The sequence below is a fragment of the Streptomyces sp. NPDC048483 genome (genome assembly GCF_040651455.1).
Classification (GTDB): domain Bacteria; phylum Actinomycetota; class Actinomycetes; order Streptomycetales; family Streptomycetaceae; genus Streptomyces.
This window is the reverse complement of record NZ_JBEZJZ010000090.1, coordinates 1-24512: the sequence shown is the minus strand read 5'-3', so window position 1 is coordinate 24512 and position 24512 is coordinate 1. Positions and strand designations below refer to the sequence as shown.

Here is a 24512-nt window from a genome sequence, read left to right as displayed (position 1 = left end):
CAGGGCGCGAAAACGCCCCGGGGAAACCGGCGGCACGGGCGAGTTGAGACGTCAGACTACGCGAGTCACCCAGCGTGCTGCGTGGCCCACCTCACGGTGAGACGCTCATCGCAGCGTCCAACGTTCCCCCGGTGTTCCGCCACCCGCGGTGGACGGTCGTTCTTCGGCCACCTGGATAATCGTCGGGATGAACGATCTTGCCTCCGCCGCCGTTCCCGGCCGGACCCACGGTGCCGCCTTACAGGCCGCGCTGCGCCGTGCCGCGCCCGCGCTGGCGGCGTATGCGGCGATCCGACTGCTGGGCGTGGCCGTCCTCGCGGCCTGGTCGACGGCGAACGGCAAGAACTGGCACACGCTGCTGACCGCCCGCTGGGACTCCCTGTGGTACTCCCGGGTCGCCGAGCAGGGCTACGGCTACACCGTCCAGCTGGCCAACGGCGATGTGCATTCCAACCTGGCGTTCTTCCCGCTGCTGCCCTGGCTCGAGCGCGGCCTGGCGGCCGTTGCGCCGCTCTCGCCCGCCGACGCCGGGATGGCGGTGGCCTGGCTCTCCTCCCTGGCCGCGGCCTGGGCGCTGTACGCGACCGGGGAGCGGCTGTACGGCCCGCGGGCCGGTGTGGCGCTGGCCGCGCTGTGGGCCGCGCTGCCGGTCGCCGTCGTGCAGTCGATGGCCTACTCGGAGTCGCTGTTCACCGCGCTCGCGGCCTGGGGGCTGTACGCCGTACTGACCGGCCGCTGGGTGACGGCGGGCGTGCTGGCCTCGCTGGCGGGGCTGGCCCGGCCGGTGGGCGCGGCCGTGGTCGCCGCGGTGTGGATCACGGCGGCGGCGACGGTATGGGGCGAGCGGGCCGGGGGCGCCCGGCTGCGCACGGCGCCGCGCAGGCACCCGGGGCTGCTGACGGGCGTGCTGCTCGCGCCGCTCGGCTGGTGCGGTTTCTTCCTGTGGGTGGGCGCACAGCAGGGCACTTTCACCGGCTATCTGGACGTGCAGGGCGGCTGGGGCAACGGCTTCGACGGCGGTATCGCCTTCGCCCGCTTCCTGTGGCAGCTGCCGCCCGCCGCCGGGCTCGGCCTGCTGGCCGGCGTCGCGCTGGTGATCTGGCTGTACGTGCGCGGCGTGCGGCAGGGCCAGCCGCTGCCGCTCGCGGTCTACGGCGGTACCGTCCTGCTGCTGGCGCTCACCGCCAAGGGCTACTTCGGCTCCAAGCCGCGGCTGATGATGCCCGCCTATCCGCTGCTGCTGCCGCTCGCGGTGGGGCTCGCGAAGTGGCGGCCGGTACGGTCCTGGCCGGTCGTCGGCCTGGTCGCGGCCGGGTCGGCGGTCTACGGGGCGTTCTGGCTGAACGGGTCCGGACCTCCGTGAGCCGGACGCACGACCGAAGGCGTGCCGGGAGACGCGGCGGCCGGGGGGTCCGGAAGATCTTCCTCCGTGCGCGCCGCCGCAGGGAAACTTCCCGCAACGCCCGGGGAAATCGGCGATAAACTCCGCCGGAGAAAAACAGATAAGCATGCGTGGTGACGACACGCGGGCGCCCCGAGGGGAATCGGAAACGCGCCGAATTCCGTTCCAAATCGCGGCGGCGACGCCCGGCTTGAGACGCATTCCACATCACATCGTCATTACAAAGCGCACAGTTTGACCAAGCACCTACATCACACGCGGTAACGTCGATTGAGTGCGTACCGATGACAAGCTCGACCAGATGGAGGAGCGCCCGACCGATCGCGTCCAACCGCCCCCGATGACCCCGACCCGCCTGTGGCTGTTCGGCGGCACGCTGGCGGTGTACCTCGCGATCGTGGTCGGAGTGCTCGCCACTTCATGGCTGGTCACCTTCGACTGGCAGGTCATGTTCTTCCGGCCTTACAAGCAATGGCCGGAGATCCATGCCTTCCTCGACTATTTCGTGGTGCTGGGCCAGCGCGGCCCGACCGCACTGGCGGTGGCGGCCTGGCTGGGCTGGCGCTGCTGGCGCCAGCGCAACCTCCACCCGCTGCTGGTGCTGGGCGCCTCGCTGCTGCTGCTGAACATCACGGTGGGCGCCGCCAAGCTCGGTATGGGCCGGCTCGGCCCGCACTATGCGACGACGGTCGGCGCCAATGAGATGGCGCTGGGCGGCGATATATTCCCGTCGGGCCACACCGCGAACGCCGTGGTCACCTGGGGTGTCCTGGCCTACATTGCGACCACCCCGCTGCGCCGCCGCACCCTGTCGGTGATCGCCGCGCTGGGCGCGCTCGGCGTCGGCATGACCACCGTCTACCTCGGGACGCACTGGGTCAGCGATGTGCTGCTCGGCTGGGCCGCGGGCCTGCTGGTGCTGCTGGCGATGCCCTGGCTGGAGCCCGGGATCACATGGGTGGAGGACCGCCTCATGGGCATCATCCTGCGGCTGTGGCTGCGGCTGCGCCCCGACTCGCTGCGCGGCCCGCTGCCGGTCGGCGCGCTGGCCCCGGGGGTCTCCCGGCAGCGCGTCGCCCCCGAGGGCGAGGTGCTGGTCCGCGAGGCCATCGGCGCCGGGACGGGCGGCCGCTCCGCCACCCGCCCGCAGGACGGCTGGCCGCACCACCCCACGCGCCCGTACTCCATCCGCTCCGAGCGCGCCCCCGTCACGCCCGCGGGCAGCCGGCGGCCGCCGCACACGGACCGCGTCCCGCGCACCACACCGCTGAGCCCGGCCTCCGGGCGCGGCCGCAACGGGACCGGCTGACCGCTCCACAGGCTGCGGGGCCGGTACGCACACCCGCTCCCCCGCGCCGAAAGGCCCCGGCCGCTCCTTACGAGCGGCCGGGGCCTTCGTCGTTCGCGCGGTCCGTCAGCCCTGCCAGCTTCGGTGCACCTGGCCGTCCTTCACCTCGAAATTGAGCCGGCCGACGAGGTATTCCATGGTGATGACCGTGCCCGGTGCCAGCGACCGGACGGTGGTCCAGCCGCGCTCGCGGGCCCTTTCCTCGGCGTCCTGCTGCGCGAGGCCGACATAGGCCTCGATGTCGTCCTGGGGTTCGTTGGGGAGATCCGGTACGGGTGCCATGACAGCCACCGTAGGCGCCCGCGCCGATGCGCGGAAGGCCCGTCCGGCGCACACCTCGGTGTCCGGCCGGTCTTTCATTGGTCACACTTGTGTCACAGCGAAGGCTGCTGCGTTTGCGGTAACTTCCGTCACCCGAACGTGCCGAACGGCGGCGCATCCGGGTGGAAAACAAAGCGACCGGAATTCCCCCTTGATCACCGGCTAATCGGACCGCAGTCACCACCCCCCGGATCGGCCGGAGTCCGGAAATTCATCCCGCATCGGACGGGGATTCCCTATATCCGAGGCCATTTACCGGCCACCGGGAAATTACCCAACGAGACACACACCACACACATGTCCCGCACATGGCCCGGGACAGTGGCCGCCACGGCGGGCACCCGGCCCGCGGCTACCCCAGCGCCCGCGACAAGCGGTCCCTGATCTCCCGCACCTTCTCCGTCAGTTCCGGCGGCTCCCGCACCTCGAAGTCAAAGCCCATCATCACCACATGCACCACCATCACCTCGAGGCTGTGCGCCCCGGTCCGCAGCAGACAGCTGTGCCCGTCGACCGGCTCCAGCACCCCGGCGGACGGACTGATGCGCTCCGCGGCCCGCTCCACCGGGACGTGCAGCAGCAGCGTCGCGTGCTCGGCGTAGACCCGTGTGGACACGCCCTGGGAGACATAGGCGGCCAGGTCCTCGGCGGGCGGCTCACGGGGCGCGAAGCGCGGCCCGTGCGGCGGGGCCGGCGTGATGCGGTCGGCGCGGTAGGTGCGCCAGTCCCCGCGGTCCACGTCCCATCCCACCAGGTACCAGCGGCGCTGCGCCGAGACCAGGCGGTGCGGCTCGACGCTGCGGCGGGAGACCGCGCCGTCATGGCCGGTGTAGTCGAAGCGCAGCCGGTAGGAGTCCCGGCAGGCGTGCGCGAGTTCGGTGAGGGTGTGCGCGTCGACGCGCGGGCCGCCCGGCCGGCCGAGCATCGGCACGGTGAAGGTGTTCAGCGCACTCACCCGGCGCTGCAGCCGGTGCGGCAGCACCTGCTCCAGCTTCGCCAGCGCGCGCACCGAGGTCTCCTCGATGCCCTCGACACCGCCCGCCGCGGCGGTCCGCAGCCCGACCGCGACGGCCACCGCCTCCTCGTCGTCCAGCAGCAGCGGCGGCAGCTCGGCGCCGGGTCCCAGCTGATAGCCGCCGGCGGTTCCGGGCGCCGAGTGGACCGGATAGCCCAGCTCACGCAGCCGGTCGATGTCCCGGCGGACGGTGCGCGGCGTGACGTCCAGCCGGTCGGCGAGATCCGCGCCGGACCAGCTCCGGTGCGCCTGCAACAGGGACAGCAACCGCAACAGACGTGCCGAGGTCTCCAACATGCCCCGAGTCTCCCAGCCTTCGCGGACAGCTACCGTCCGCGGGGCGCCGCCCGAGCAGGCTCAGCGGCCCGGCGTGCGCGGTGCCCGTCGTCGCGGGCCCGCCGCCGGCCGCCTCGCCGGCGGCGGCCGGAGTACGGCGCCCGGCAGGCACAGCAATGCCGGGCGTTCGGCCGCCCGGCCACCGGTTCCGCTCGCTCCGCGCCCTGCGCGCCGTACGTCGTGCGCCGTGGGTCAGTCGCGCTCCTCCGGGCCCGCGACCCGTATCGCCAGGTCGTTGTCGAGCGTGTAGTACGGGCCGACCCGGACCTGCGCGGCGGCGGCGCGTACCGGGAGCGCCGGGTAGCTGAAGACCTGCTTCTTGTCCGGTACGTCGTCCAGGAGGCGGGCGATGCGCACCGGTGGGGCGCCCGCGGCGGGGCGCAGCCACAGGTCCCACGGTTCGGTGCCGCGCCGCCAGCCGGCGGCCAGTTCCCCGAAGGGCAGGGTGAAGGTGAAGTCCGGGCCCTCGACGGCCAGCGGGACGGTGACGGCGGCCGGGGCGGGGCCCGGGGAGCGCGGGGTGCGGCGGGCGCGGGCCTCGGCCTGGGCGCCGGCCGCCGGGGACGCGCCGTAGAGGCGGCCGGAGACCGTCATGCCGTCGGGCGTCACCAGGATGTCGCCGGCCTCGGCGTGCGGGCCGCGCAGCCAGCTGCGCAGCGCGAGGTTGCCGAACTTGGTGGCGTACGGGATGCGCACGCCGAGCCGGCCGATGCCCGCCAGAGGGCGGCGGTCCACCAGGGAGCGCAGGTCGTTGACGCCCGGCAGCAGGCGCCGTGGGTCCTGGCCGTCGCCCAGGTCCGCGTACGCGTTCCAGCGGCCCTCGGCGAGCGCGACGGTGCTGGGCAGGACGGCGCGCAGCCGCCCGGAGCCGTTGGGCCCGAGGGGCAGCCGTACCTCGTCGTCCGCGCCGTCGCCGCCGCGCAGCCGCAGGACCAGGGCCGCGCTCCAGGAGGCGTGGGTGTGCTCGGGGGCGGTCAGGTCGAAGGTGAGGCCGCCCGCGGAGTCGGCGATGCAGTCGGCCCGCAGCTCCACCGGAGCGGGCCGCCGGCCACGGTCCGGGGCGGCTGCCGGAACCTGGGGTTCCTGGTCGATGGCCGGGTGCTCCTTCGTGGTGGGCGGGGTGGGCGGGGTGGCGGGCAGCTGTGTCGAGGCGGTCATGCCGTCCGTACCCCTTTCACCGCGGCGCGGGCCGCGTCCTTGGTGGCGTATGCGCCGCTGAGCAGCGCCCCCCGGGTGCGGTGCAGGGTGCCGCGCAGGCGGCTGCTCCGGCGGCGGGCGAGCAGCTCGCCGAAGAGCGTTTCGTAGCGTCCGGCGACGGTGGCCGGATCGAAGCGGTCGGAGGCGGCCAGCGCGGCGCGGCCCATCCGCCTGCGGGCGGCGTCATCGTTGATCAGATCGAGCAGCGAGGCGGCCATCGCCTGCGGATTGCCGACAGGCACGAGCTTGCCGTCCACCCCGTCGTCGATGATCTCGCCGGGCCCGTGCGGACAGTCCGTGGCGACCACGGGCAGGCCGCAGCGCATCGCCTCCACGATCGTCATCCCGAAGGATTCGAGGCTGGAGGAGACCGCGGCGATGGACCCCTTGGCCCACTCGGGCTCCAGGGGGTTGGCCGCGCCCATCAGGAAGACGTGGTTGTACAGGCCGAGTTCGTCGATCAGGGCACGCAGTGCGGCCTTCTCGGCGCCGCCGCCGTATATCCGCAGCCGCCAGTCGGGGCGCCGGGCGACGACCTCGGCGAAGGCCCGTATGAGGACGTCGTAGCGCTTGACGCGGGCCAGCCGGCCGGCCGCGACGACCCACTTGCCGCTGCCGTCGGCGGGCTGCAGGCCCGGCGCGGGCACGCTGTTGGGCACCGCCTCGATGCGGACGCCGGGCAGCCGCAGCGCACGGCGGTAGGAGCGGGCGTCGGCCTCGGTGACGGTGGTGACCGCGTCCAGACGCGGATAGGCGCCGCGCAGCGCCAGCTTGAGCGCCGGGCTGTGGGTGTCCAGGGTGAGGTGCTCCTGCCCGATGCGCACCGGGCCGCGGCGGGCCTGCCGGGCGATGTGCACATTCAGTCCGGGCCGGGTGCCGACCACCACATCCGCCTCGGTACGGCGCAGATGCTGGGCGATACGGCGGTCGGTGAGCTCGCTGTACTGGGCGAAGCGGCCCTCGGCGGCCGGGAAGACCTTGGCGGGGCGCCCGTACGCGGGGTCGGCGCCGTCATCGGCGGACTCCCTGATGTCCACGAGGTGGCGCAGGGCGACACCGGGGCCGAGGTCGAAGACCGGCGTGTCGCGGTGCCGCAGCACGGAGACGATCTCGACGTCGTGCCGCTCGGCCAGCGTGCGGGCCAGGTTGAACGTCGTCCGGATCGTCCCCCCGATCCCGTACGCGTTGTGAATCAGGAATGAGATGTGCATCCGTCCCCGTGTCCCCTGGTCTTCCGGTCGTGCCTGGTCTCCCCTCGGACCATGGGCCGCCCCCCGGCGGCGTCATGCGTCCGACTTCTGAACGGTAGGACGCCGAACGGGAGTTCCGGGTTGGGGGCTTTCGCCAAGTTGTTCCAAAAAAGTTAGGCCATCGGTAGCAATGATGTGGAACCTGTCGGCCGCGGATTGCATCACCCGTCGCAGATCCCGGTCGTCGAGCGGGCCGACGGACCGCGGCACGGACAGCTCTTCCGGCACCGCGCGGGGTGCCGGCTCCGGGTCGAGCGGGTCGAGCGGGTCGACCGGGTCGGGGCGCGGGACGTAGGTGGTGCCGGTGAGCCCGTAGCGCCTGCCGCAGGTGGGCCAGGCGCGCCAGCCCTGGGCCGCGAGGACCTTCTCGGCGACCGCGATCTGCTCGTCGCGGCCGGCGAGGTCGGCGCGGCGTGCGTAGGCGCGGCCGCCGAAGGCCTTCCAGGTCCGCCGCGCGAACTGCAGGCCGCCGTAGTAGCCGTTGCCGGTGTTGGCCCGCCAGTTGCCGCCGCTCTCGCACTTGGCGACGCAGCCCCAGGGCCATTGGTCGCCGGCGCAGGCGTACTTGCCGGCTGCACGGCCTCCCGTGGGGTGCGGCTCCGCGGCGGACGCGGCGCCGGGCAGGCACAGGACCAAAGCAGTGGCCGTCGCGGCGAGGAAAGAGCCGGTGGCCACGCGGCGCCGCAGCGCCGGGAAGTGGTCGGACATAGCCGGTGACGCTAAGCAGCCGTCCGTCGAGAACCTGCGCGCCGCGCCCGTGGTGTCCGGCAGCTCCACCCGGCCCGGTGTATGAAAAGCAGCCATTTGCGCCATCTGCCGCACCGAAAACGATCACTCATGACCGCTTTCGGCATGCTTTTCACTGTTCGCCCCTGTGCGTCGATTGGTTCGATTCTGTTCCCGTCCGTGCGTGACTCCGGCCACAGCTCGCCCGTTGTCCTTGTACGAGCCGGGAGAACCCGGCAGACGCTCAGAGATCGAGGAGCCACCCGTGCCGCGCATGCTCGACGTCAGCGACGACGTTCGCGCCGAGATCGGCGAAGACGAAGCCGGCCGCCTGCTGGCCGGTGACGGCGCCCCCGGCAGCTACGACTGCACCTCCTGCCGCACCCCCGGCGACAGCGAGCAGGAGCGCACCAGCACCGTCCTGTTCGTGGGCGAGGAGACCGCGGTGCTCGCGTTCGCGCACGCGACCTGCATCCCCTCGCAGGTCGTCCCGGTGTCGGAGGAGCAGCTCCAGGGGGCCGTACGCTCCATCACCGGTGCGGACGCCGGCGCTCCCGCCGCCCCCGCCGCCCGCACCCCCGCAGCGGAGCCCGCCCCGGCCGCCCCGGCCCCCGCCACTGAACGCCAGGCGACGCTCGGGATCACCTGCGGCCTGGTCCTGGTCGAGGGCGATCTGCGCCCGGCGCTGGTCGTCGAGCCCGACGGCCCGATCGCCCGGCCCGGCTCGACGAGCCCGCACGACGACTTCCTCCCGCTGCTGAGGGAGCAGGGCTTCTCCGACGTGCGGGACATGAACCAGCTCCCCGCCCCGAACCCGGGCTGGTCCGCGCTGCTCGCCATGGGCCAGCTGCACGCCGTCCTGCAGCCGGGCACGACCGGCAACCCGTCCGCCTGGTGGCAGGCCCATCAGCCGCTGGCCGTCTCCGACGGCTGGCGTCAGGCCGCCACCAAGGCGAAGACCGTGCTGATGTACGCCGCACCCGCGGGCACCATCGGCCGCCAGCCGCGGGAGGATCTGATGCGCCAGGCGCTGGAGCAGGCCGCCGCACAGGGCGTCCTGGTGGCCGCGGTGATGCCGCTGGCCGGCACCTGAGCCGAGCGGATCCACCGATCGCGGGAGCGGCGCCGCCCGATGGGCGGTATTGCCCCCGCGATCAGCCATTTCCGGCCGAAAGCCGCATCCCGCAGCCATCGAGGTCGTTGGCAGATACGTGCACGCATACGACCCCTCCTCCCGCGCCCAGTACCCCCACCCGATCCCCGGCATGCGCCCGTCGCCCGAGCCCGGCGCGACGCACACCGCGGACCGCGCCTCCGGCACGCCGATCTATGACGCGCTCTACGCCGAGTACCGCCGCTCCTTCAAGGCGCTGCCCGGTGACCGTACGGACGAGGCGGAGCTCCCGGAATCGCTGCGCGGCCACGGGAACTGGGGCCGCACGACGGCGTCGACGGGTCACTGGGAGGTCGTGGGCCGCCAGCCGTACCACCCGCGGGGACACGCCCCGGCGGCGCTGCCACCGGGACAGCGGGACGCCCGGTCGCAGGGGCGCTGAGGCCCGCCCGCCGCGACCGGTCCGCCGCTACTTCTTCTTGGTGCCGCGCTTCTCGCGCACCCGCACCGAGATGTGGATCGGCGTCCCGTCGAAGCCGAACTCCTCGCGCAGCCGCCGCTCGACGAAGCGGCGGTAGCCGGCCTCCAGGAAGCCGGAGGCGAACAGCACGAAGCGCGGCGGCTTGGTGCCGGCCTGGGTGCCGAAGAGGATGCGGGGCTGCTTGCCGCCGCGGATCGGGTGCGGGTGGGAGGCCACGATCTCACCGAGGAAGGCGTTCAGCCGTCCGGTGGGGATCCGGGTCTCCCAGCCGGCCAGGGCGGTCTCGATCGCCGGGACCAGCTTCTCCATGTGGCGGCCGGTGCGTGCGGAGACGTTCACCCGCATCGCCCACGGGATCTGCACGAGGTCCCGCTCGATCTCCCGCTCCAGGTAGAAGCGGCGCTCCTCGTCGAGGTTGTCCCACTTGTTGTACGCGATGACCAGGGCGCGTCCGGCCTCCACGGCCATCGTGATGATCCGCTGGTCCTGGACGCTGATGGATTCGCTGGCGTCGATCAGGACGACCGCGACCTCGGCCTTCTCCACGGCCGCCGCGGTGCGCAGCGACGCGTAGTAGTCAGCGCCCTCCTGGAGGTGGACCCGGCGGCGGATACCGGCGGTGTCCACGAACTTCCAGGTCTTGCCGCCGAGTTCGATCATCTCGTCGACCGGGTCGCGGGTGGTTCCGGCGATCTCGTTGACGACCACCCGCTCCTCGCCGGCGACCTTGTTCAGCAGCGATGACTTGCCGACGTTCGGGCGGCCGATCAGCGCGATCCGGCGGGGGCCGCCGGCGACGCCGCCGAAGGTCTGCGCGGGCGCCTCGGGCAGCGCGTCCAGCGCGGCGTCGAGCATGTCGCCGGTGCCGCGGCCGTGCAGCGCGGAGATCGGGTGCGGCTCGCCCAGGCCCAGCGACCAGAGCATCGCGGCGTCCGCCTCGCCCGAGGCGCCGTCCACCTTGTTGGCGACCAGCACCACGGGCTTGCCGGAGCGGCGCAGCAGCTTGACGACGGCCTCGTCGGTGTCGGTGGCGCCGACCTTGGAGTCCACGACGAAGACGACCGCGTCGGCGGCGTCGATGGCGAACTCGGCCTGCATCGCGACGGAGGCGTCGATGCCGAGGACGTCCTGCTCCCAGCCGCCGGTGTCGACGACCTTGAAGCGGCGGCCGTTCCAGTCGGCCTCGTAGGTGACGCGGTCGCGGGTGACGCCCGGCTTGTCCTCGACGACCGCCTCGCGGCGGCCGATGATGCGGTTCACCAGGGTCGACTTGCCGACATTGGGGCGGCCGATGACGGCGAGGACGGGCAGCGGGCCGTGGCCGGCCGCGGCGATGTCGCCCCCGACCGCCTCGAGGTCGAAGCCCTCTTCCGCGGCGAGCTCCATGAACTCCGCGTACTCGGCGTCGCCCAGCGCACCGTGCTCGTCGCCGGTGGGGGTCTGGTCGTTCATGAAGTCCGTTCCTCGTTCATCGTCATCGGTGGGGCGCTCGTACGCGCCCCACTACTCAAAGTGTCGGTCGGCGCCCGGTCAGGCGCCTGGCCTGTGCCAGGTGGGCGGTCAGCCGCTCCTGGATCCGTACGGTCGCCTCGTCGAGCGCCTTACGGGTGCGCCGCCCGCTGCCGTCGCCCGCCTGGAAGCCGTCACCGAAGACGACATCGACGCGGCCGCGCAGCGGCGGTACGGCCGGGGTCAGCCGGCTTGTGCGGTCGGTGCTGCCGAGCACCGCGACAGGCACCACCTGGGCGCCGGAGCGCACCGCGAAGTACGCCAGCCCGGACCGCAGCGACGCGAAGTCGCCCTCGCCGCGGGTGCCTTCGGGGAAGATCCCCAGCACTCCGCCGCGCTCCAGCACCCCGAGCGCGTCGGTGATCGCCTTGCGGTCGGTGGCGTCGCGGTCCACCTTCAGCTGTCCGATGCCCCGCAGGAACGGGTCCAGCGGGCCGACGAAAGCTTCCTTCTTGATCAGGAAGTGCACCGGCCGCGGCGCGGTGCCCATCAGCATCGGCCCGTCGATGCCGTGCGAGTGGTTGACGGCGAGGATCACGGGACCGGCGGACGGGACCCGCCAGGCGCCCAGCACCCGCGGCCGCCACAGCCCGTACATCAGGCCGATGCCGATCCGCCGGCCGACCGCGGCGCCGGCCGGGCTGGGAGCCTTGCCGGATTCGGTCACCGGGTGAGCCCCGCCTTTTCGGCGCTCGCGCCCTCGATGAGGGTGACCACGCACTCGATGACCTGCTCCAGCGTCAGCTCGGTGGTGTCCACCTCGACGGCGTCGTCCGCCTTGGCCAGCGGGGAGCTCTTACGGGAGGAGTCGGCGGCGTCCCGCTTGATCAGCGCCTCTCGGGTGGCGGCCAGGTCGGTGGCCTCCTTGCCCTTGAGCTCGCCGCTGCGACGGGCCGCGCGGGCCTCGGCGGAGGCGGTGAGGAAGACCTTGAGGTCGGCGTCCGGCAGGACCGTTATGCCGATGTCGCGGCCCTCGACCACGATGCCGTTCGGAGCCTCCGCGGCGATGGTGCGCTGCAGATCGGTGATCCGGGCGCGCACCTCGGCGACCGCGCTGACGGCGCTGACGGCGGAGGTGACCTCCTGGGTACGGATCGGGCCCGCGGCGTCCAGGCCGTCGACCGAGATGGTCGGGGCGGCCGGGTCCGTACCGGAGACGATCTGCGGCTTGGCGGCGGCGTCGGCGACAGCGGTGGCGTCCTGGATGTCGATGCCGTTGGTCAGCATCCACCAGGTGATCGCGCGGTACTGGGCGCCGGTGTCGAGATAGCCGAGTCCCAGCTTGGCGGCGACGGCCTTGGACGTGCTGGACTTGCCCGTGCCTGCGGGGCCGTCGATGGCGACAATCACTGCAGCCGGGGCGGTCCGGGTGGCGGTTTCCACGGTGACGAACACCTTTCCTGTGCACGGGGCGGAGGTCCAAGGCCCACGAAGGCCTCGGACAAGGTTACTGGCTCACCCGCACCGCCCCGTCCACGGTCTCACTGCCGGATCGACCAGCCCCGCTCCCGCAGCTCCGCGGTCAGCACCGGCACCGCCGCCGGCTCGACCGTGAGCTGGATGAAGCCGGCCTGCTGGCCGGTGGCGTGCTCGATGCGGACGTCCTCGATATTGACCCCGGCCCGGCCGGCGTCGGCGAAGATCCGGGCCAGCTCGCCCGGCTGGTCGCCGATGTACACGGAGACGATCTCGTACACGGCCGGGGCGGTGCCGTGCTTGCCCGGCACCCGCTCCCGCCCGGCGTTGCCGCGGCGCAGGACGTCCTCGATGCCGCCGGCGCCGGTGCCGCGCTTGTCCTCGTCGGCGGACTCCAGGGCGCGCAGCGACCGTACGGTCTCGTCCAGGTCGGCGGCGACCGCGGCCAGCACATCGGCGACCGGGCCCGGGTTGGCGGACAGGATGTCGATCCACATCGCCGGGTCGGAGGCCGCGATCCTTGTCACATCGCGGATGCCCTGGCCGCAGAGGCGTACGGCGGTCTCGTCGGCGCCCTTGAGACGGGCGGCGACGAGGCTGGAGACCAGCTGCGGGGTGTGCGAGACCAGGGCGACGGCGCGGTCGTGGGCGTCGGCGTCCATCACCACCGGGACGGCCCGGCACAGGGCGACCAGCTCCAGGGCGAGGTTGAGGACCTCGGTGTCGCCGTCGCGAGTCGGGGTGAGCACCCAGGGCCGGCCCTCGAAGAGGTCGGCGGTGGCGGCCAGCGGGCCGGAGCGCTCCTTGCCGGCCATCGGGTGCGTACCGAGGTAGCCGCTCAGATCGCAGCCCAGCGCCTCCAGCTCGCGGCGCGGGCCGCCCTTGACGCTGGCGACGTCGATGTACGCACGGGCCGCGCCGCGAGCGATGGCATCGGCCAGCGCCGCCGCGACATGGGCGGGCGGCACCGCCACGACAGCCAGATCGACCGGGCCGGGCGGCGCCTCCGCGGTGCCCGCGCCCAGGGCGGCGGCCGTCAGGGCCTGCGCCTGGTCGTGGTCCTCGAGGTAGACCTGGACGCCGCGGGCGTTCAGCGCGAGCGCGGCCGAGGTGCCGATCAGGCCCGTTCCGATGACGAGTGCGGTCCTCACTGGGCGATGTCCTTCCGCAGCGCCCCGGCGGCCCCGAGGTAGACATGGGCGATCCCGGCCCTGGACAGCCCGGTCTCGACATGGGCGAGCACCCGCACCACCCGCTCCATGGCGCCGGTCACGTCCAGCTCCTGGGCGCAGATCAGCGGCACATCGGTGATCCCGATGCCGCGCGCCGCGGCCGCCGGGAAGTCGCTGTGCAGATCGGGGGTGGCGGTGAACCACACGCTGATCAGGTCGTCCGGCACCAGGTCGTTGCGCTCCAGGATGGCGGTCAGCAGCTCGGTGACCTGCTCCCGCATGTGCTCCGCGTCGTCCCGCTCCAGCTGGACGGCCCCCCGGACCGCTCGTACCGCCACGTCACCGCTCCCTGCGTCCTGTGCCGCATCCGCACCCGCGTCTGCGCCTGCGTACGCGGTTGCGTACGCACTGCTCAGCGTAACCAGCGGCACCGACAACCGTGCGCCCAGCGCCCGAATTCCGGTGACAGCCACCGGCCCTGCCAGCGACAATCGCCCGCATGCCGACCGATCTCCCGGGCCATGAGCTGGTCACCGGGCACACCGTTTACGCGTGCGTGATGGGCTCGCGCGCCTTCGGCCTGGCGACGGAGGACAGCGACACCGACCGGCGCGGGGTGTATCTCGCGCCGACCGAGCTCTTCTGGCGCTTCGAGAAGCCGCCGACGCATGTGGAGGGGCCGCGCGAGGAGGAGTTCTCCTGGGAGCTGGAACGCTTCTGCGAGCTGGGCCTGCGCGCCAACCCCACCGTCCTGGAGTGCCTGCACTCGCCCCTCGTGGAGCGCATCGACGACACCGGCCGCGAGCTGCTCGCGCTGCGCGGCGCCTTCCTCTCCCGGCAGGCGCATCGCACCTTCGCCGGCTACGCCACCGGGCAGCTCAAGCAGCTGCGGGCCGACGTACGGCAGCGCGGCGCGCCCCGCTGGAAGCACGCCATGCATCTGCTGCGGCTGCTGGCGAGCTCGCGCGATCTGCTCCGTACGGGCGTCCTCACGCTGGACGTCGGCGCGGCCCGCGAGGAGCTGCTGGCGGTCAGGCGCGGTGAGGTGCCCTGGGAGGAGGTGGAGCGCCGGATGGTGGCGCTCCACAAGGAGGCCGAGGCGGCGGTGTCCGGCTCGCCGCTGCCGGCCGAGCCGGACCGGGCCCGGGTGGCGGACTTCCTCTTCCGGGCCCGGCGGGGCGCTGCGCTTGGCTGAGCTCCCACGTTGTCGGCCCCTCCGCTGCGCTTTGCCTGGGCCGACGTGGCGGGCTGTGCCGCCGTTGGGCCTGCGGTGGGCGGTGCCGCTGCGCGGGGCTGTTCGGCTGCGGCACCGGGCCTCCGGACTCCGTCCTGCGGCCCGGCACCTCCCCGTTGGGGGTGGTGAAGACCGGTGGGGGCGTAAGTGCGTGGTCAGGTGCGGCCGGTGGACGCAGTGATGGGGCAACCGGACACACGACGCCCACCCCCACCGGCCCCACCACCCACCCACGGGAGGGGACGGACCGTAGCGGCGAAGCCGTGCAGGGCCGTCACCGCACCCAACAACACCACGCCCGCCGCAGGCGCAACGGCGACAAACCCCCACGGCGCCGCAGCCGACAACGTGGGACGCAGACCCAAGCGGCAGCGCTCAGGCATCCCAGAGCGCCCCCAGCGCCAGCAGCTCCTCGCGGTACTCGATCCGGCCGGCCCATTCCTCGGGCCAGGCGCCGGCTCCCAGGTGGGCGCCGGCGAACGCGCCGGTGAGGCAGGCGATCGAGTCGGAGTCGCCGGAGGTGCAGGCGGCGCGGCGCAGTGCGGTGAGCGGCTCGTCGGGGAAGAGCAGGAAGCACAGCAGGCCGGTGGCCAGGGCCTCCTCCGCGATCCAGCCGGCGCCGGTGGCCAGGCAGGGGTCGGTCTCCGGGTCCGGTGCGGCGAGCGCGGCGTCCAGCCGGTCGAGGACGCCGAGGCACTCGTCCCAGCCGCGGGCGATGAACGTCGTCGGCGTCGGGTCCTGGGAGCGCCGCCAGAGGTCGCCGAGCCAGTCCTGCCGGTAGTCGGTGCGGTGGGCATGGGCGTAGGCGCGCAGCAGGCCGGTCAGCTCGGCGGGGCGCGCGCCGTCGGCGAGGGCCCGTACGGCGTACGCGGTCAGGTCGCTGGCGGCGAGCGCCGTGGGGTGGCCGTGGGTGAGCGCGGACTGGAGCTGGGCGGCGCCCGAACGCTGCCGCGGGCTCAGCCCCGGCGCGAGCCCGAGGGGCGCGACCCGCATGTTGGCGCCGCAGCCCTTGGACCCGATCTGGCTGGCCCGGGCCCACGGCAGGTCTTCGTCGCTGAGCAACTGGCAGGCGCGCAGGCAGGTGTTGCCCGGTGCCCGGTTGTTCTCCGGCGAACGCCACCAGTCGACGTATTCGTCCCGTACGGGGCGCTCGAGGCGCAGCGGCGTGAGCGCGCCGCGTTCCATGGCCGTCCGCAGCCCGCGGCCCAGCGCCAGCGTCATCTGGGTGTCGTCGGTGACGAAGGCGGGATCGGGCAGCGCCATCTGCCGCCAGGGCCCGCACTTGGCGAGGATCGACGGTACGTCGTTGAACTCGGTCGGGAAGCCGAGCGCGTCACCGAGCGCCAGCCCGATGAGCGCGCCGGTAGCAGTGGACCGCTGGTCCCCCATTGCGTCCCCCATGAAAACCACCCCTTAATGTCACGATGACGTTAAGGGGTGGTGCGGCCGTGCCGCAAGCCGTTTCGGCTAGAGCTCGACCTCGCGCATCAGCATCCCGACCTCGGTGTTGGTCATCCGGCGCAGCCAGCCCGACTTCTGGTCGCCCAGGGCGATCGGGCCGAAGGCCGTCCGCACCAGCTTGTCGACCGGGAAGCCGGCCTCGGCGAGCATCCGGCGCACGATGTGCTTACGGCCCTCGTGGAGGCTGACCTCGACGAGGTAGTTCTTGCCGGTGTTCTCCACGACCCGGAAGTGGTCGGCTCGGGCGTAGCCGTCCTCCAGCGGGATGCCGTCCTTGAGCTGCTTGCCCAGGTCGCGCGGGAGGGGGCCCTGGATGGCGGCCAGGTAGGTCTTCTTGACGCCGTAGCGCGGGTGCGTGAGGCGGTGGGCCAGCTCACCGTGGTTGGTGAGCAGGATGATGCCCTCGGTCTCGGTGTCCAGGCGGCCGACGTGGAAGAGCCGGGTCTCCCGGTTGGTGACGTAGTCGCCCAGGCACTGGCGGCCGTCGGGGTCCTCCATGGTGGAGACGACACCGGCCGGCTTGTTCAGCGCGAAGAAGAGGTACGACTGGGTGGCGACCGTCAGGCCGTCGACCTTGATCTCGTCCTTCTCCGGGTCGACCCGGAGGCCCTGCTCCATGACGATTTGGCCGTTGACCTCGACGCGCGCCTGGTCGATCAGCTCCTCGCAGGCCCGCCGCGAGCCCATACCGGCCCTGGCCAGCACCTTCTGCAGACGCTCGCCCTCCTGCTCGGCGCCGGGGAAGGTCTTGGGGGTCTTGACCTGCGGCTTGCTGTGGCGGGCGCGGTTGCGCTCCTCGATCTTGGCGTCCAGCTCACGGGGCCGGGCGGGCGCCTGGCCGCGGCCGCGCTGGGGCGCGCCCTTGCCGCCCGGAGCCGACTTGGCACCCGTACGGGGACCGCCCTTGGCGCCACCGCGGGCCGCCGCGCCCCGGCTGCCGCCGCTCTTGGGGCCGCCGCCGCGCTCGTCCCTGCGCTCCGTGGAGCCGCCGGATCCGCCCACGTCGTAGCGGCGCTCCTCGGGACGGGGACGGCCCTCGCGCTGCTGCTTGTCGTCGCGCTTGCCCCCGGCCTTCGGGCGGGAGGCACCCCCGTCCGCGCCGCGGTAGTTGCCCCGACCGCTGTCCCTGTTGTTCCTGCCGCTGCTTCGCATCAATGATCCGTCTGAGAGTCGCCGCTGTCGTCTACGTCGAACGACGGGATACCTTCCGGGGAGTCGCCCTCGACCGCGTCCGCCTCCGGAAGGAACGGTGCGAGCTCAGGGAGCTCGTCCAGGCCGCGCAGGCCCATCCGCTCCAGAAAGTAATTCGTCGTCCTGTACAGGATCGCACCTGTTTCAGGTTCCGTCCCCGCCTCCTCCACCAGGCCGCGCTGGAGAAGCGTGCGCATCACACCGTCACAGTTCACGCCGCGTACGGCCGAGACACGGGAACGGCTGACCGGCTGACGGTACGCGACCACGGCCAGAGTCTCCAATGCGGCCTGCGTGAGGCGGGCCTGCTGGCCGTCCAGGACGAAGCTCTCCACGGCGTCCGCGTACTCGGCGCGGGAGTAGAACCGCCAGCCGCCGGCCACCAGGCGCAGATCGAAACCGCGGCCCTGGCGGGTGTAGTCGTCGGCCAGCTCGCGCAGCGCGAGCGCCACCGCGCGGCGCGGCCGCTGGAGCACCTTGGCCAGGTGCTCCTCGGTTGCGGGCTCGTCGACGACCATCAGGACGGCTTCCAGGGCGGGCCTGAGCGCCAGCTCGGCGACGCCCAGCGCCCCGGTGGGCGCCGGGGCGCCGGACTCCCCGGCCCCGGCCTCCTGGACCTCGTAGGCCTCCTCGGGGGCTCCCGCCACGCTCATTCCGTCTCCTCGCTCTCCCGGGCATCCTCCGGATGCTCCCCCGCCTCCTGATCGAACTCGTCCGTGACGACCGGCTCGGCCCCCTCCGCGCCCGTCCAGCGGACCGTGAGGGCCCCCAGGGCCTCCTCCTGGTCCAGGACGACCACCCGCTCCCGGTAGAGCTCCAGCAGCGCCAGGAAGCGCGCCACGACGGTGAGGGTGTCCGGGGCGTCCGCGACCAGCTCCTGGAAGTCGCTCACGCCCGCCTCCCGCAGCCGCGCCATCACCACCTCGGCCTGCTCGCGCACGCTCACCAGCGGCGCGTGGATGTGGTCGACATAGACCTGCGGCTTCGCCTTGGGCCGCATCGCCTTGACGGCCAGCCTGGCGAACCCCTCCGCCCCGATGCTGATGACCACCTCGGGCAGCAGCTCGGCGTGCTCCGGCTCCAGCCCGACGGTACGGGGATAGCGCCGCGCCTCGTCGGCCAGCCGCTCGCTGAAGATGTCCGCGATCCGCTTGTACGCGCGGTACTGCAGCAGCCGGGCGAAGAGCAGGTCACGGGCCTCCAGCAGGGCGAGGTCCGCCTCGTCCTCCACTTCGGCGGCGGGCAGCAGCCGGGCCGCCTTCAGATCCAGCAGCGTCGCCGCGACCACCAGGAACTCGGTGGTCTGGTCCAGGTCCCAGTCCGGTCCCATCGCCCGGATGTGCGCCATGAACTCGTCGGTGACCTTCGACAGCGCAACCTCGGTGACGTCCATCTTGTGCCGGGAGATCAGCTGCAGGAGGAGGTCGAAGGGCCCCTCGAAGTTGTCCAGCCGGACGGTGAACCGTCCGTCGTCGGTGCTGCCGCCGGCGGGAGGCGCTGCAGGCAGGTCGTCCACGGGGGCGGCGGGGGCGGCGGGGGCGGCGGGGGCGGCGGGGGCGGCGGGAACAGGCTCCGCGGCCGCCTCCGGGACAGCGGCCGGTACGGACTCCGGGCCCGCGCCCGGCCCGCGCCCGAGGGCTCGGCGGGCGCGGGGAGCGGGGGCGTCGTCGTGGGTCGTCGGCATCGCGGTCCATGGTGCTGCGGTCCCCGCGCCGGGGGCCACGGGCTGGTCACGGGCGGGTCGGCCCGCCGAGAGGGCAGGCTATCCCGCGGCCCGCGTGGCGTGACGTTCCGGCACCGCGGCGGCCGCCGCAAAAAATCCCCGCCGCCACGGCGGACGTCAGCGTCCCCGCAGCCGCCGCACCAGGATGCTGGCGTCGCCGCGCGACTCCAGGTCGGCCAGGACGACGGCCACCGCCTCGCGGACGATCCGGCCGCGGTCGACGGCGAGGCCGTGTTCGCCGCGGAGCACCAGGCGGGCGTGTTCGAGGTCCATGAGCTCCTCGGCGGAGACATAGACGGTGATCTTCTCGTCGTGCCGTTCGCGGCCGCTGGGGCGGCGGTTGGCGCCGCGGCCCGCGCCGCGGCGGCGGGCCGGTGCGCCGCTCTGGGCGACCGCCGCGGCCGCCTCCTGACCCGCCTGGGTCGGCGGCGGCCGGAGGCCCTTGGGGGCCTCCGCGTCCGTCGCGCGGCCGCTGTGCTCGACCGGGGCGTCGGTGTGCCGTGCGGCGGGCTCCCCCGGCTCCGCGGCCGGATCGGCCTCACCGGCCGGTGCCGGCACCCGCGCCGCCTCGCCTGCCGCCGGGGAGCCGCCCGCCTGGGAGCCGTTCGCCGGCCGGCGGGGCGGCGAGGACTGCAGCCCCATCCCTCCGGTGGTGCGGAACAGTTCGTCGGCTCCGGGCAGACTCACTCGGCGTGACACCGGGCGAGCACCTCCCTGGCAAGCTGGCGATAGGCGGCGGCACCAACGGAGTTGGAGGCGTACGTCGTGATCGGCTCGCCCGCGACGGTGGTCTCCGGGAAGCGCACCGTACGGCCGATGACGGTGTGGTAGACGTGATCGTCGAAGGCCTCGACGACGCGCGCCAGGACCTCACGGCTGTGCACGGTGCGGGAGTCGTACATCGTCGCCAGGATGCCGTCCAGCTCCAGCTCGGGGTTGAGCCGCTCCTGGACCTTCTCGATCGTCTCGGTCAGCAGCGCCACACCGCGCAGCGCGAAGAACTCGCACTCCAGCGGCACGATGACCTTGTGAGCGGCCGTCAGGGCGTTGACGGTGAGCAGGCCGAGCGAGGGCTGGCAGTCGATGACGATGTAGTCGTAGTCGGCCAGCAGCGGCTTCAGGGCGCGCTGCAGGGTCGACTCGCGCGCGACCTCGCTGACCAACTGCACCTCTGCCGCTGACAAATCGATATTGCTGGGCAGCAGGTCCATGTTGGGGACCGCGGTCTTCAGGAGCACCTCGTCGGCCGACATGCCCCGCTCCATGAGCAGGTTGTAGACCGTCAGGTCGAGCTCCATCGGGTTGACGCCGAGTCCGACCGACAGGGCGCCCTGCGGGTCGAAGTCGACGAGCAGCACCCGTCGTCCGTATTCGGCGAGTGCGGCACCCAGGTTGATGGTCGAGGTGGTCTTGCCGACCCCGCCCTTCTGGTTGCACATCGCGATGATTTTGGCGGGGCCGTGATCCGAGAGCGGTCCCGGGATGGGGAAGTACGGGAGCGGGCGGCCGGTCGGGCCGACGCGCTCACGGCGCTGGCGGGCCGCGTCCGGCGCGAGCGTTGCCGCGTACTCCGGGTCCGGCTCGTACTCCGCGTCCGGATCGTAGAAGTGCCCCTCGGGCAGGTCGTCGTAGTCGGCGAGACGGGCGGGTTCTCCACTGCCCCGGTCGCCGGCCATGGCGTTCACGTGATGGCCGTCCATACTCTGGTGGGCTGTCGAGGAAGTGCTCTGGTGGGCTGCGAAGGTGTGGACCGCGACGGAGCCGACAGCCTCGAGCCCCGAGGGACCCTGGCCCCGTGCAACCGCTCCTGGCCGACCGCCTCCGGGAGAAAATGTCGACTCATTCACAAGTCGTCTTACCTCCTTGGATGTGACCAGGAAACTTATCGATAGGTCAGCGTGGCACCATGCCGACGGTTGGCGACTCTATGGCGTGTCGGGCGTTCGCAGCAACACAATCCACCGGACGCGGCACGATGTGTCGGTAACCGGACCCCTCAATGTCAAGGGCGCAGGGCGTCTCAACCCGATGTTTCGGGGGGACGCGAATCGGTTAAAGGGTTACGTTCACGGCGAGTTGAGAGCCCGTCGACAAGTGACCGGCCCACGGCGTGTCGCACATACGACCGGCCGGGCCTTGTCGACAAGGCCCGGCCGGTCGTGCAGCGTTTTGACGCGCTTGATTGACGCTTTATCAGCCGAGGAGCGTGCGCAGCTCCACCGACTCGAGGCCGTGCGCCTCGGCGACCTCGGGGTAGACGACCTTGCCGTCGTGGGTGTTCAGGCCCTTCGCCAGCGCCGGGTCACGGCGCAGCGCCTCGACCCAGCCGCGGTTCGCCAGCTCCACGATGTAGGGCAGCGTGGCGTTGGTGAGCGCGTAGGTGGAGGTGTTCGGCACCGCGCCGGGCATGTTGGCGACGCAGTAGAAGACCGAGTTGTGGACCTCGAAGGTCGGCTCGGCGTGCGTGGTGGCACGCGAGTCCTCGAAGCAGCCGCCCTGGTCGATCGCGATGTCGACAAGGACACTTCCGGGCTTCATCTTGGCGACGAGCTCGTTGGTGACCAGCTTCGGGGCCTTGGCGCCCGGGATCAGGACGGCACCGACGACGAGGTCGGCCTCGACGACGGCCTTCTCCAGCTCGAAGGCGTTGGAGACGATCGTCTGCACCTTGGTGCCGAAGATCTTGTCGGCCTCGCGGAGCTTGTTGATGTCCTTGTCGAGCAGGGTGACGTGGAAGCCGAGGCCCACGGCGATCTGCATGGCGTTCCAGCCGGAGACGCCGCCGCCGATGATGACGGCCTTGCCGGCGTGGACGCCCGGGACGCCGCCCGGCAGCACGCCACGGCCGCCGGCCTGACGCATCAGGTGGTACGCGCCGACCTGCGGGGCGATGCGGCCCGCGACCTCGGACATCGGGGCGAGCAGCGGCAGCGCGCGGCCGGCCGTCTCGACGGTCTCGTAGGCGATGGCGGTGGTGCGGGACTCCAGCAGGGCGTCCGTGCACTCCTTGGAGGCGGCCAGGTGCAGGTAGGTGAAGAGCGTCTGGTCCTTGCGGAGACGGTGGTACTCCTCCGCGATCGGCTCCTTGACCTTCAGCAGCAGGTCGGCAGAGCCCCAGACCTCGTCTGCGGTGTCGAGGATGGTGGCGCCGGCGGCGACGTACTCCTCGTTCGTGATGGACGAGCCGAGGCCGGCGTCCTTCTCGATGACGACCTGGTGGCCGTGGCGGACGAGCTCGTGGACTCCGGCGGGCGTGATGGCCACGCGGAACTCGTTGTTCTTGACCTCGCGGGGGATACCGACCTTCACGTCGATCACGGTCCTTGAAAGAGAGCTTGCAGGAGGAATTATCCCCTCATGCGATGCATGACGGAACTGACCGCGCCGTACGCGGCCCACCCAGTCTATTGAAGGAGCTCTTCTTGTCTAGCCTTGTAAAGCAATAAATCTTGAGAGCACCACCACCGATTTCGTAGGTCAGTCGGGGTGATCTTCGAGAAACTGCTCTCCCGCGGCACGGTGGAGCCGTGCCGCTGCTGGGTCGCCGAGCCGCTCGAGGGTGTCCGCAATCCGTAGCTGCAGTGCCGCCTCCAGTGGTCCGTCGCCCGCTTTCCGGACGGTTTCGAGGGCCTCCCGGGAGGCCCGCAGCGCCTCCTCGGGCTGCCCCGCGCACTCCTGGACGCGCGCCAGCTCCCCGATCGCCCGCGCCTGGCCCGACGTGTCGCCGACCCTGCGATAGGTGCGCGCGGCGGCCCGCCACGCCCTGAGTGCCTCCTCCCACCGGGCGACCCGGGCGTAGGCGCCGCCGATCCGGCCGTGCAACCGCGCCGCATCGGCCCGCTCGCCCCGGCCGAGCCGCAGCTCCAGCGCCCGCCCGTACCAGTCCGCGGCCCGCTGCCAGTCGCCCAGCTCGCCGTACGTACCGCCCAGCGATTCCAGTGCCCGCCCGGTGGCCACCGGGTCCTCGGCCGCGCGGGCCGCCTCCAGGGCGCCGCGGTAGCGGGTGAGCGCCGCCTCGGTGCGCCCGGCCCGGACGTCCAGGTCCGCGAGGTTGAGCAGGGCGGCGGCCTGCTCGCGCGGCAGCCGGCGCCGCTCGGCGACCTGGAGCACGAGCCGGTGCAGCGCATAGAGGTCGGGCGCGGCGGCCTCGGGGCCCTGGTGCGCGAGCAGCGTACGGGTCAGCGCGGCCATCAACCGCCGGTCCAGGGTGTCGAGTTGACCGTCCGCGACGGCGATCCGGGCGGCGTCCAGCAGCGCACCCCGCCGGCCGCGCAGCCAGTCGGCGGCGGCGGCCCGTGAGGGGAAGCGCAGCGAGCGCGGCAGCCCGGCGACCTTCTTGCGCGCGGGCGAACCCGGCTTCTCGGTCATCGCCCGGCACGACACCAGCAGCCGTACGGTCCGCTGGAGCATCCGGGCGCGGGCCAGCTGGATGTCGGCGGGCCGCTCGCACTCCTCGAGCAGGGTGCGGACGAGCGGGGCGAGGCAGCCGGGCAGCCGGTAGCGGGGGTGCCCCGCGGCGCCGTCGGGGGCGGCGCCCGTATCGTCCGGCAGGTCCGCCGGCCTCAGCAGGCCCAGCGCGGTGAACTCGTGCAGCGCCGCCCCGGCCGTGGCGACCGAGCAGCCCGCCAGCGCGGCGGCGGTGTGCGCGTCCACCAGGCCGTCCGGGGCCATGACGGTCAGTCGCAGTATCCGGGCGGCGGGCTCCGGCAGTGCGTCGTAGGCGAGGTGGAAGGCGCGGTACAGCGGGCGGGCGGCGGTGGAGACGCCGTCGGGCAGCGGTACGGCGGCCAGCGCCTGGTGCAGATCGGCGAGCGAGGACCTGGGGCGGGCGGCGAGCCAGCCGCCCGCCAGCACCAGGGCGGCGGGCTGGCCGACGCACTCCTCGGCGACCGCGTCGGCGGTGCGCGGGTCGACGGTGATCCGGGTCGGCCCGGCGTAGCGGGCGAGGATCTCGACGGCGGCCGCGCCGTCCAGGCCGCCCAGGGTGCACGGCCGGACGTCGGGGATGCCGGTCAGCGGCCCCTGGGAGACCACCACGACCAGGCAGTCCGGGGCATCCGGGAGCAGCGGTTCGACGTGTTCGGCGCCCGGCGCGTCGTCCAGGAAGAGCAGCGCGCGGCGCCCGGCGAGGGCGCCGCGCAGCAGCTCGCTCAGCTCGTCCTCGGCGGCGCCGGGCGGGGCGGCGGTGCCGAGCTCGTCGAGGAGTTCGCGGGCGATGGCGTCGGTGGGGGCCGGTTCACCGTCCCGTCCGGTGAGGGTGGCGCGCAGCACACCGTCGGGGTAGTCGGCGGCGAGCTCGCGCAGCAGCGCCTCGGCCAGCGCGGTTCGGCCGGAGCCGGGCCGGCCGGCGATCAGCAGGACGCGGCTGCGGGCGCCGCGGCGGCCGGTGAGGGTGTCCAGGCCGGTGCGTTCGATGTCGGCGCGGAGCGCCTTGAGCTCGCGGCGGCGGCCGGCGATCCGGACGGTGGCGGGCGGGGCGGCGGGCGCCGGCACGGTGGCGCCGTCCCGGCGGGGCCCCGATGCCCAGCAGCTGCGCGAACTGGAGGCCGACGGCATCGTCCACCGCGAGGTCTACGACCACGTCCCGCCCAAGGTCGAGTACTCCCTCACCGGGCT

The 24512-nt window shown here is 73.0% G+C and carries 23 protein-coding genes and 1 pseudogene; 6 read left to right on the top strand and 18 right to left on the bottom strand.

Annotated elements, in window-relative coordinates; genetic code table 11:
• The first annotated feature begins 187 nt into the window (after positions 1-187).
• Both AB0D04_RS32420 and AB0D04_RS32415 read left to right on the top strand, forming a co-directional pair.
• Positions 188-1363, top strand: a complete 1176-nt coding sequence (locus tag AB0D04_RS32420; RefSeq protein WP_362710645.1) for a hypothetical protein — start codon at positions 188-190, stop codon at positions 1361-1363.
• Between the two features lie 313 nt (positions 1364-1676).
• The gene (locus tag AB0D04_RS32415; protein ID WP_362710643.1) at positions 1677-2711 is read left to right on the top strand and encodes a phosphatase PAP2 family protein; all 1035 of its coding nucleotides are present in this window, start codon (positions 1677-1679) and stop codon (positions 2709-2711) included.
• Positions 2712-2816: 105 nt separating this feature from the next.
• Here AB0D04_RS32415 and AB0D04_RS32410 read toward each other — a convergent pair whose 3' ends face one another.
• From AB0D04_RS32410 to AB0D04_RS32390, 5 genes are all read right to left on the bottom strand, one after another.
• On the bottom strand, positions 2817-3032 hold the full coding sequence (locus AB0D04_RS32410) for an I78 family peptidase inhibitor (RefSeq protein WP_362710640.1): 216 nt from the start codon (positions 3030-3032) through the stop codon (positions 2817-2819).
• A 391-nt stretch (positions 3033-3423) separates the two neighbouring features.
• A complete protein-coding gene (locus AB0D04_RS32405) occupies positions 3424-4383 on the bottom strand; it encodes a YafY family protein (RefSeq protein WP_362710637.1) in 960 nt (319 codons plus the stop codon).
• A gap of 231 nt (positions 4384-4614) precedes the next feature.
• Positions 4615-5580 (bottom strand): hypothetical protein, encoded by a 966-nt coding sequence (locus AB0D04_RS32400; protein WP_362710634.1) that lies wholly within the window; start codon positions 5578-5580, stop codon positions 4615-4617.
• Positions 5577-6830 carry a glycosyltransferase family 4 protein gene (locus AB0D04_RS32395; RefSeq protein ID WP_362710631.1) on the bottom strand — a complete coding sequence of 418 codons (1254 nt, stop codon included), beginning with the start codon at positions 6828-6830 and terminating at the stop codon, positions 5577-5579. Before AB0D04_RS32395 ends, AB0D04_RS32400 begins: the two co-directional genes overlap by 4 nt.
• Positions 6831-6902: 72 nt before the next feature.
• Positions 6903-7577 carry a transglycosylase family protein gene (locus tag AB0D04_RS32390; protein WP_362710628.1) on the bottom strand — a complete coding sequence of 225 codons (675 nt, stop codon included), beginning with the start codon at positions 7575-7577 and terminating at the stop codon, positions 6903-6905.
• A 283-nt stretch (positions 7578-7860) separates the two neighbouring features.
• Between AB0D04_RS32390 and AB0D04_RS32385 the strand changes: the two genes are divergently transcribed.
• Together AB0D04_RS32385 and AB0D04_RS32380 are read left to right on the top strand one after the other, a co-directional pair.
• Positions 7861-8688 carry a hypothetical protein gene (locus AB0D04_RS32385; RefSeq protein WP_362710626.1) on the top strand — a complete coding sequence of 276 codons (828 nt, stop codon included), beginning with the start codon at positions 7861-7863 and terminating at the stop codon, positions 8686-8688.
• Positions 8689-8806: 118 nt separating this feature from the next.
• Complete coding sequence (locus tag AB0D04_RS32380) at positions 8807-9151, top strand: hypothetical protein (RefSeq protein WP_362710623.1); 345 nt, start codon at positions 8807-8809, stop codon at positions 9149-9151.
• Between the two features lie 27 nt (positions 9152-9178).
• Here the strand turns inward: AB0D04_RS32380 and der are convergent, their stop codons facing one another.
• From der to aroH, 5 genes are all read right to left on the bottom strand, one after another.
• On the bottom strand, positions 9179-10642 hold the full coding sequence (gene der / locus AB0D04_RS32375) for a ribosome biogenesis GTPase Der (RefSeq protein WP_362710620.1): 1464 nt from the start codon (positions 10640-10642) through the stop codon (positions 9179-9181).
• A gap of 55 nt (positions 10643-10697) precedes the next feature.
• Entirely contained in the window at positions 10698-11366 is a 669-nt protein-coding gene (locus AB0D04_RS32370) for a lysophospholipid acyltransferase family protein (RefSeq protein WP_362710617.1), read from the bottom strand.
• Entirely contained in the window at positions 11363-12082 is a 720-nt protein-coding gene (gene cmk, locus AB0D04_RS32365) for a (d)CMP kinase (RefSeq protein ID WP_362710614.1), read from the bottom strand. The genes AB0D04_RS32370 and cmk overlap by 4 nt, the downstream gene beginning before the upstream one ends.
• Positions 12083-12180: 98 nt before the next feature.
• Positions 12181-13266 (bottom strand): prephenate dehydrogenase, encoded by a 1086-nt coding sequence (locus AB0D04_RS32360; protein ID WP_362710611.1) that lies wholly within the window; start codon positions 13264-13266, stop codon positions 12181-12183.
• Positions 13263-13625 (bottom strand): chorismate mutase, encoded by a 363-nt coding sequence (aroH, locus tag AB0D04_RS32355; RefSeq protein ID WP_362710608.1) that lies wholly within the window; start codon positions 13623-13625, stop codon positions 13263-13265. Before aroH ends, AB0D04_RS32360 begins: the two co-directional genes overlap by 4 nt.
• A 161-nt stretch (positions 13626-13786) precedes the next feature.
• Here aroH and AB0D04_RS32350 point away from each other — a divergent pair, with 161 nt between their 5' ends.
• The gene (locus tag AB0D04_RS32350) at positions 13787-14482 is read left to right on the top strand and encodes a nucleotidyltransferase domain-containing protein (RefSeq protein ID WP_362710605.1); all 696 of its coding nucleotides are present in this window, start codon (positions 13787-13789) and stop codon (positions 14480-14482) included.
• Between the two features lie 414 nt (positions 14483-14896).
• Here AB0D04_RS32350 and AB0D04_RS32345 read toward each other — a convergent pair whose 3' ends face one another.
• The 8 genes from AB0D04_RS32345 to AB0D04_RS32310 all read right to left on the bottom strand — a co-directional run bounded on the left by AB0D04_RS32345 (position 14897) and on the right by AB0D04_RS32310 (position 24452).
• Positions 14897-15922 carry an ADP-ribosylglycohydrolase family protein gene (locus AB0D04_RS32345; protein WP_362710603.1) on the bottom strand — a complete coding sequence of 342 codons (1026 nt, stop codon included), beginning with the start codon at positions 15920-15922 and terminating at the stop codon, positions 14897-14899.
• Between the two features lie 66 nt (positions 15923-15988).
• The gene (locus tag AB0D04_RS32340) at positions 15989-17134 is read right to left on the bottom strand and encodes a pseudouridine synthase (RefSeq protein ID WP_362710602.1); all 1146 of its coding nucleotides are present in this window, start codon (positions 17132-17134) and stop codon (positions 15989-15991) included.
• Positions 17134-17826 carry an SMC-Scp complex subunit ScpB gene (gene scpB / locus AB0D04_RS32335; RefSeq protein WP_362710600.1) on the bottom strand — a complete coding sequence of 231 codons (693 nt, stop codon included), beginning with the start codon at positions 17824-17826 and terminating at the stop codon, positions 17134-17136. The genes AB0D04_RS32340 and scpB overlap by 1 nt, the downstream gene beginning before the upstream one ends.
• Positions 17823-18857 (bottom strand): segregation/condensation protein A, encoded by a 1035-nt coding sequence (locus AB0D04_RS32330; protein WP_362710597.1) that lies wholly within the window; start codon positions 18855-18857, stop codon positions 17823-17825. The genes scpB and AB0D04_RS32330 overlap by 4 nt, the downstream gene beginning before the upstream one ends.
• Positions 18858-19013: 156 nt before the next feature.
• Entirely contained in the window at positions 19014-19583 is a 570-nt protein-coding gene (locus AB0D04_RS32325; RefSeq protein WP_362710595.1) for a hypothetical protein, read from the bottom strand.
• Positions 19580-20743 carry a ParA family protein gene (locus AB0D04_RS32320; protein WP_362710592.1) on the bottom strand — a complete coding sequence of 388 codons (1164 nt, stop codon included), beginning with the start codon at positions 20741-20743 and terminating at the stop codon, positions 19580-19582. The genes AB0D04_RS32325 and AB0D04_RS32320 overlap by 4 nt, the downstream gene beginning before the upstream one ends.
• A gap of 346 nt (positions 20744-21089) precedes the next feature.
• Entirely contained in the window at positions 21090-22205 is a 1116-nt protein-coding gene (ald, locus tag AB0D04_RS32315; RefSeq protein ID WP_362710668.1) for an alanine dehydrogenase, read from the bottom strand.
• 168 nt (positions 22206-22373) lie between these two features.
• Complete coding sequence (locus tag AB0D04_RS32310) at positions 22374-24452, bottom strand: tetratricopeptide repeat protein (RefSeq protein WP_362710589.1); 2079 nt, start codon at positions 24450-24452, stop codon at positions 22374-22376.
• Between AB0D04_RS32310 and AB0D04_RS32305 the strand changes: the two are divergent.
• Positions 24424-24512: pseudogene (locus AB0D04_RS32305) on the top strand (winged helix-turn-helix transcriptional regulator); the annotation flags it as partial. The gene AB0D04_RS32310 and the pseudogene AB0D04_RS32305 overlap by 29 nt on opposite strands.

Excerpts from the sequence above, each read along its gene's own strand:
- AB0D04_RS32350 (WP_362710605.1), top strand. The coding sequence starts at position 13,787 with ATGCCGACCGATCTCCCGGGCCATGAGCTGGTCACCGGGCACACCGTT.
- der (WP_362710620.1), bottom strand. The coding sequence starts at position 10,642 with ATGAACGACCAGACCCCCACCGGCGACGAGCACGGTGCGCTGGGCGAC.
- AB0D04_RS32400 (WP_362710634.1), bottom strand. The coding sequence starts at position 5,580 with ATGACCGCCTCGACACAGCTGCCCGCCACCCCGCCCACCCCGCCCACC.
- AB0D04_RS32395 (WP_362710631.1), bottom strand. The coding sequence starts at position 6,830 with ATGCACATCTCATTCCTGATTCACAACGCGTACGGGATCGGGGGGACG.
- AB0D04_RS32420 (WP_362710645.1), top strand. The coding sequence starts at position 188 with ATGAACGATCTTGCCTCCGCCGCCGTTCCCGGCCGGACCCACGGTGCC.
- AB0D04_RS32310 (WP_362710589.1), bottom strand. The coding sequence starts at position 24,452 with ATGCCGTCGGCCTCCAGTTCGCGCAGCTGCTGGGCATCGGGGCCCCGC.
- AB0D04_RS32405 (WP_362710637.1), bottom strand. The coding sequence starts at position 4,383 with ATGTTGGAGACCTCGGCACGTCTGTTGCGGTTGCTGTCCCTGTTGCAG.
- scpB (WP_362710600.1), bottom strand. The coding sequence starts at position 17,826 with ATGAGCGTGGCGGGAGCCCCCGAGGAGGCCTACGAGGTCCAGGAGGCC.
- AB0D04_RS32340 (WP_362710602.1), bottom strand. The coding sequence starts at position 17,134 with ATGCGAAGCAGCGGCAGGAACAACAGGGACAGCGGTCGGGGCAACTAC.
- AB0D04_RS32410 (WP_362710640.1), bottom strand. The coding sequence starts at position 3,032 with ATGGCACCCGTACCGGATCTCCCCAACGAACCCCAGGACGACATCGAG.
- AB0D04_RS32390 (WP_362710628.1), bottom strand. The coding sequence starts at position 7,577 with ATGTCCGACCACTTCCCGGCGCTGCGGCGCCGCGTGGCCACCGGCTCT.
- AB0D04_RS32345 (WP_362710603.1), bottom strand. The coding sequence starts at position 15,922 with ATGGGGGACGCAATGGGGGACCAGCGGTCCACTGCTACCGGCGCGCTC.
- AB0D04_RS32330 (WP_362710597.1), bottom strand. The coding sequence starts at position 18,857 with ATGCCGACGACCCACGACGACGCCCCCGCTCCCCGCGCCCGCCGAGCC.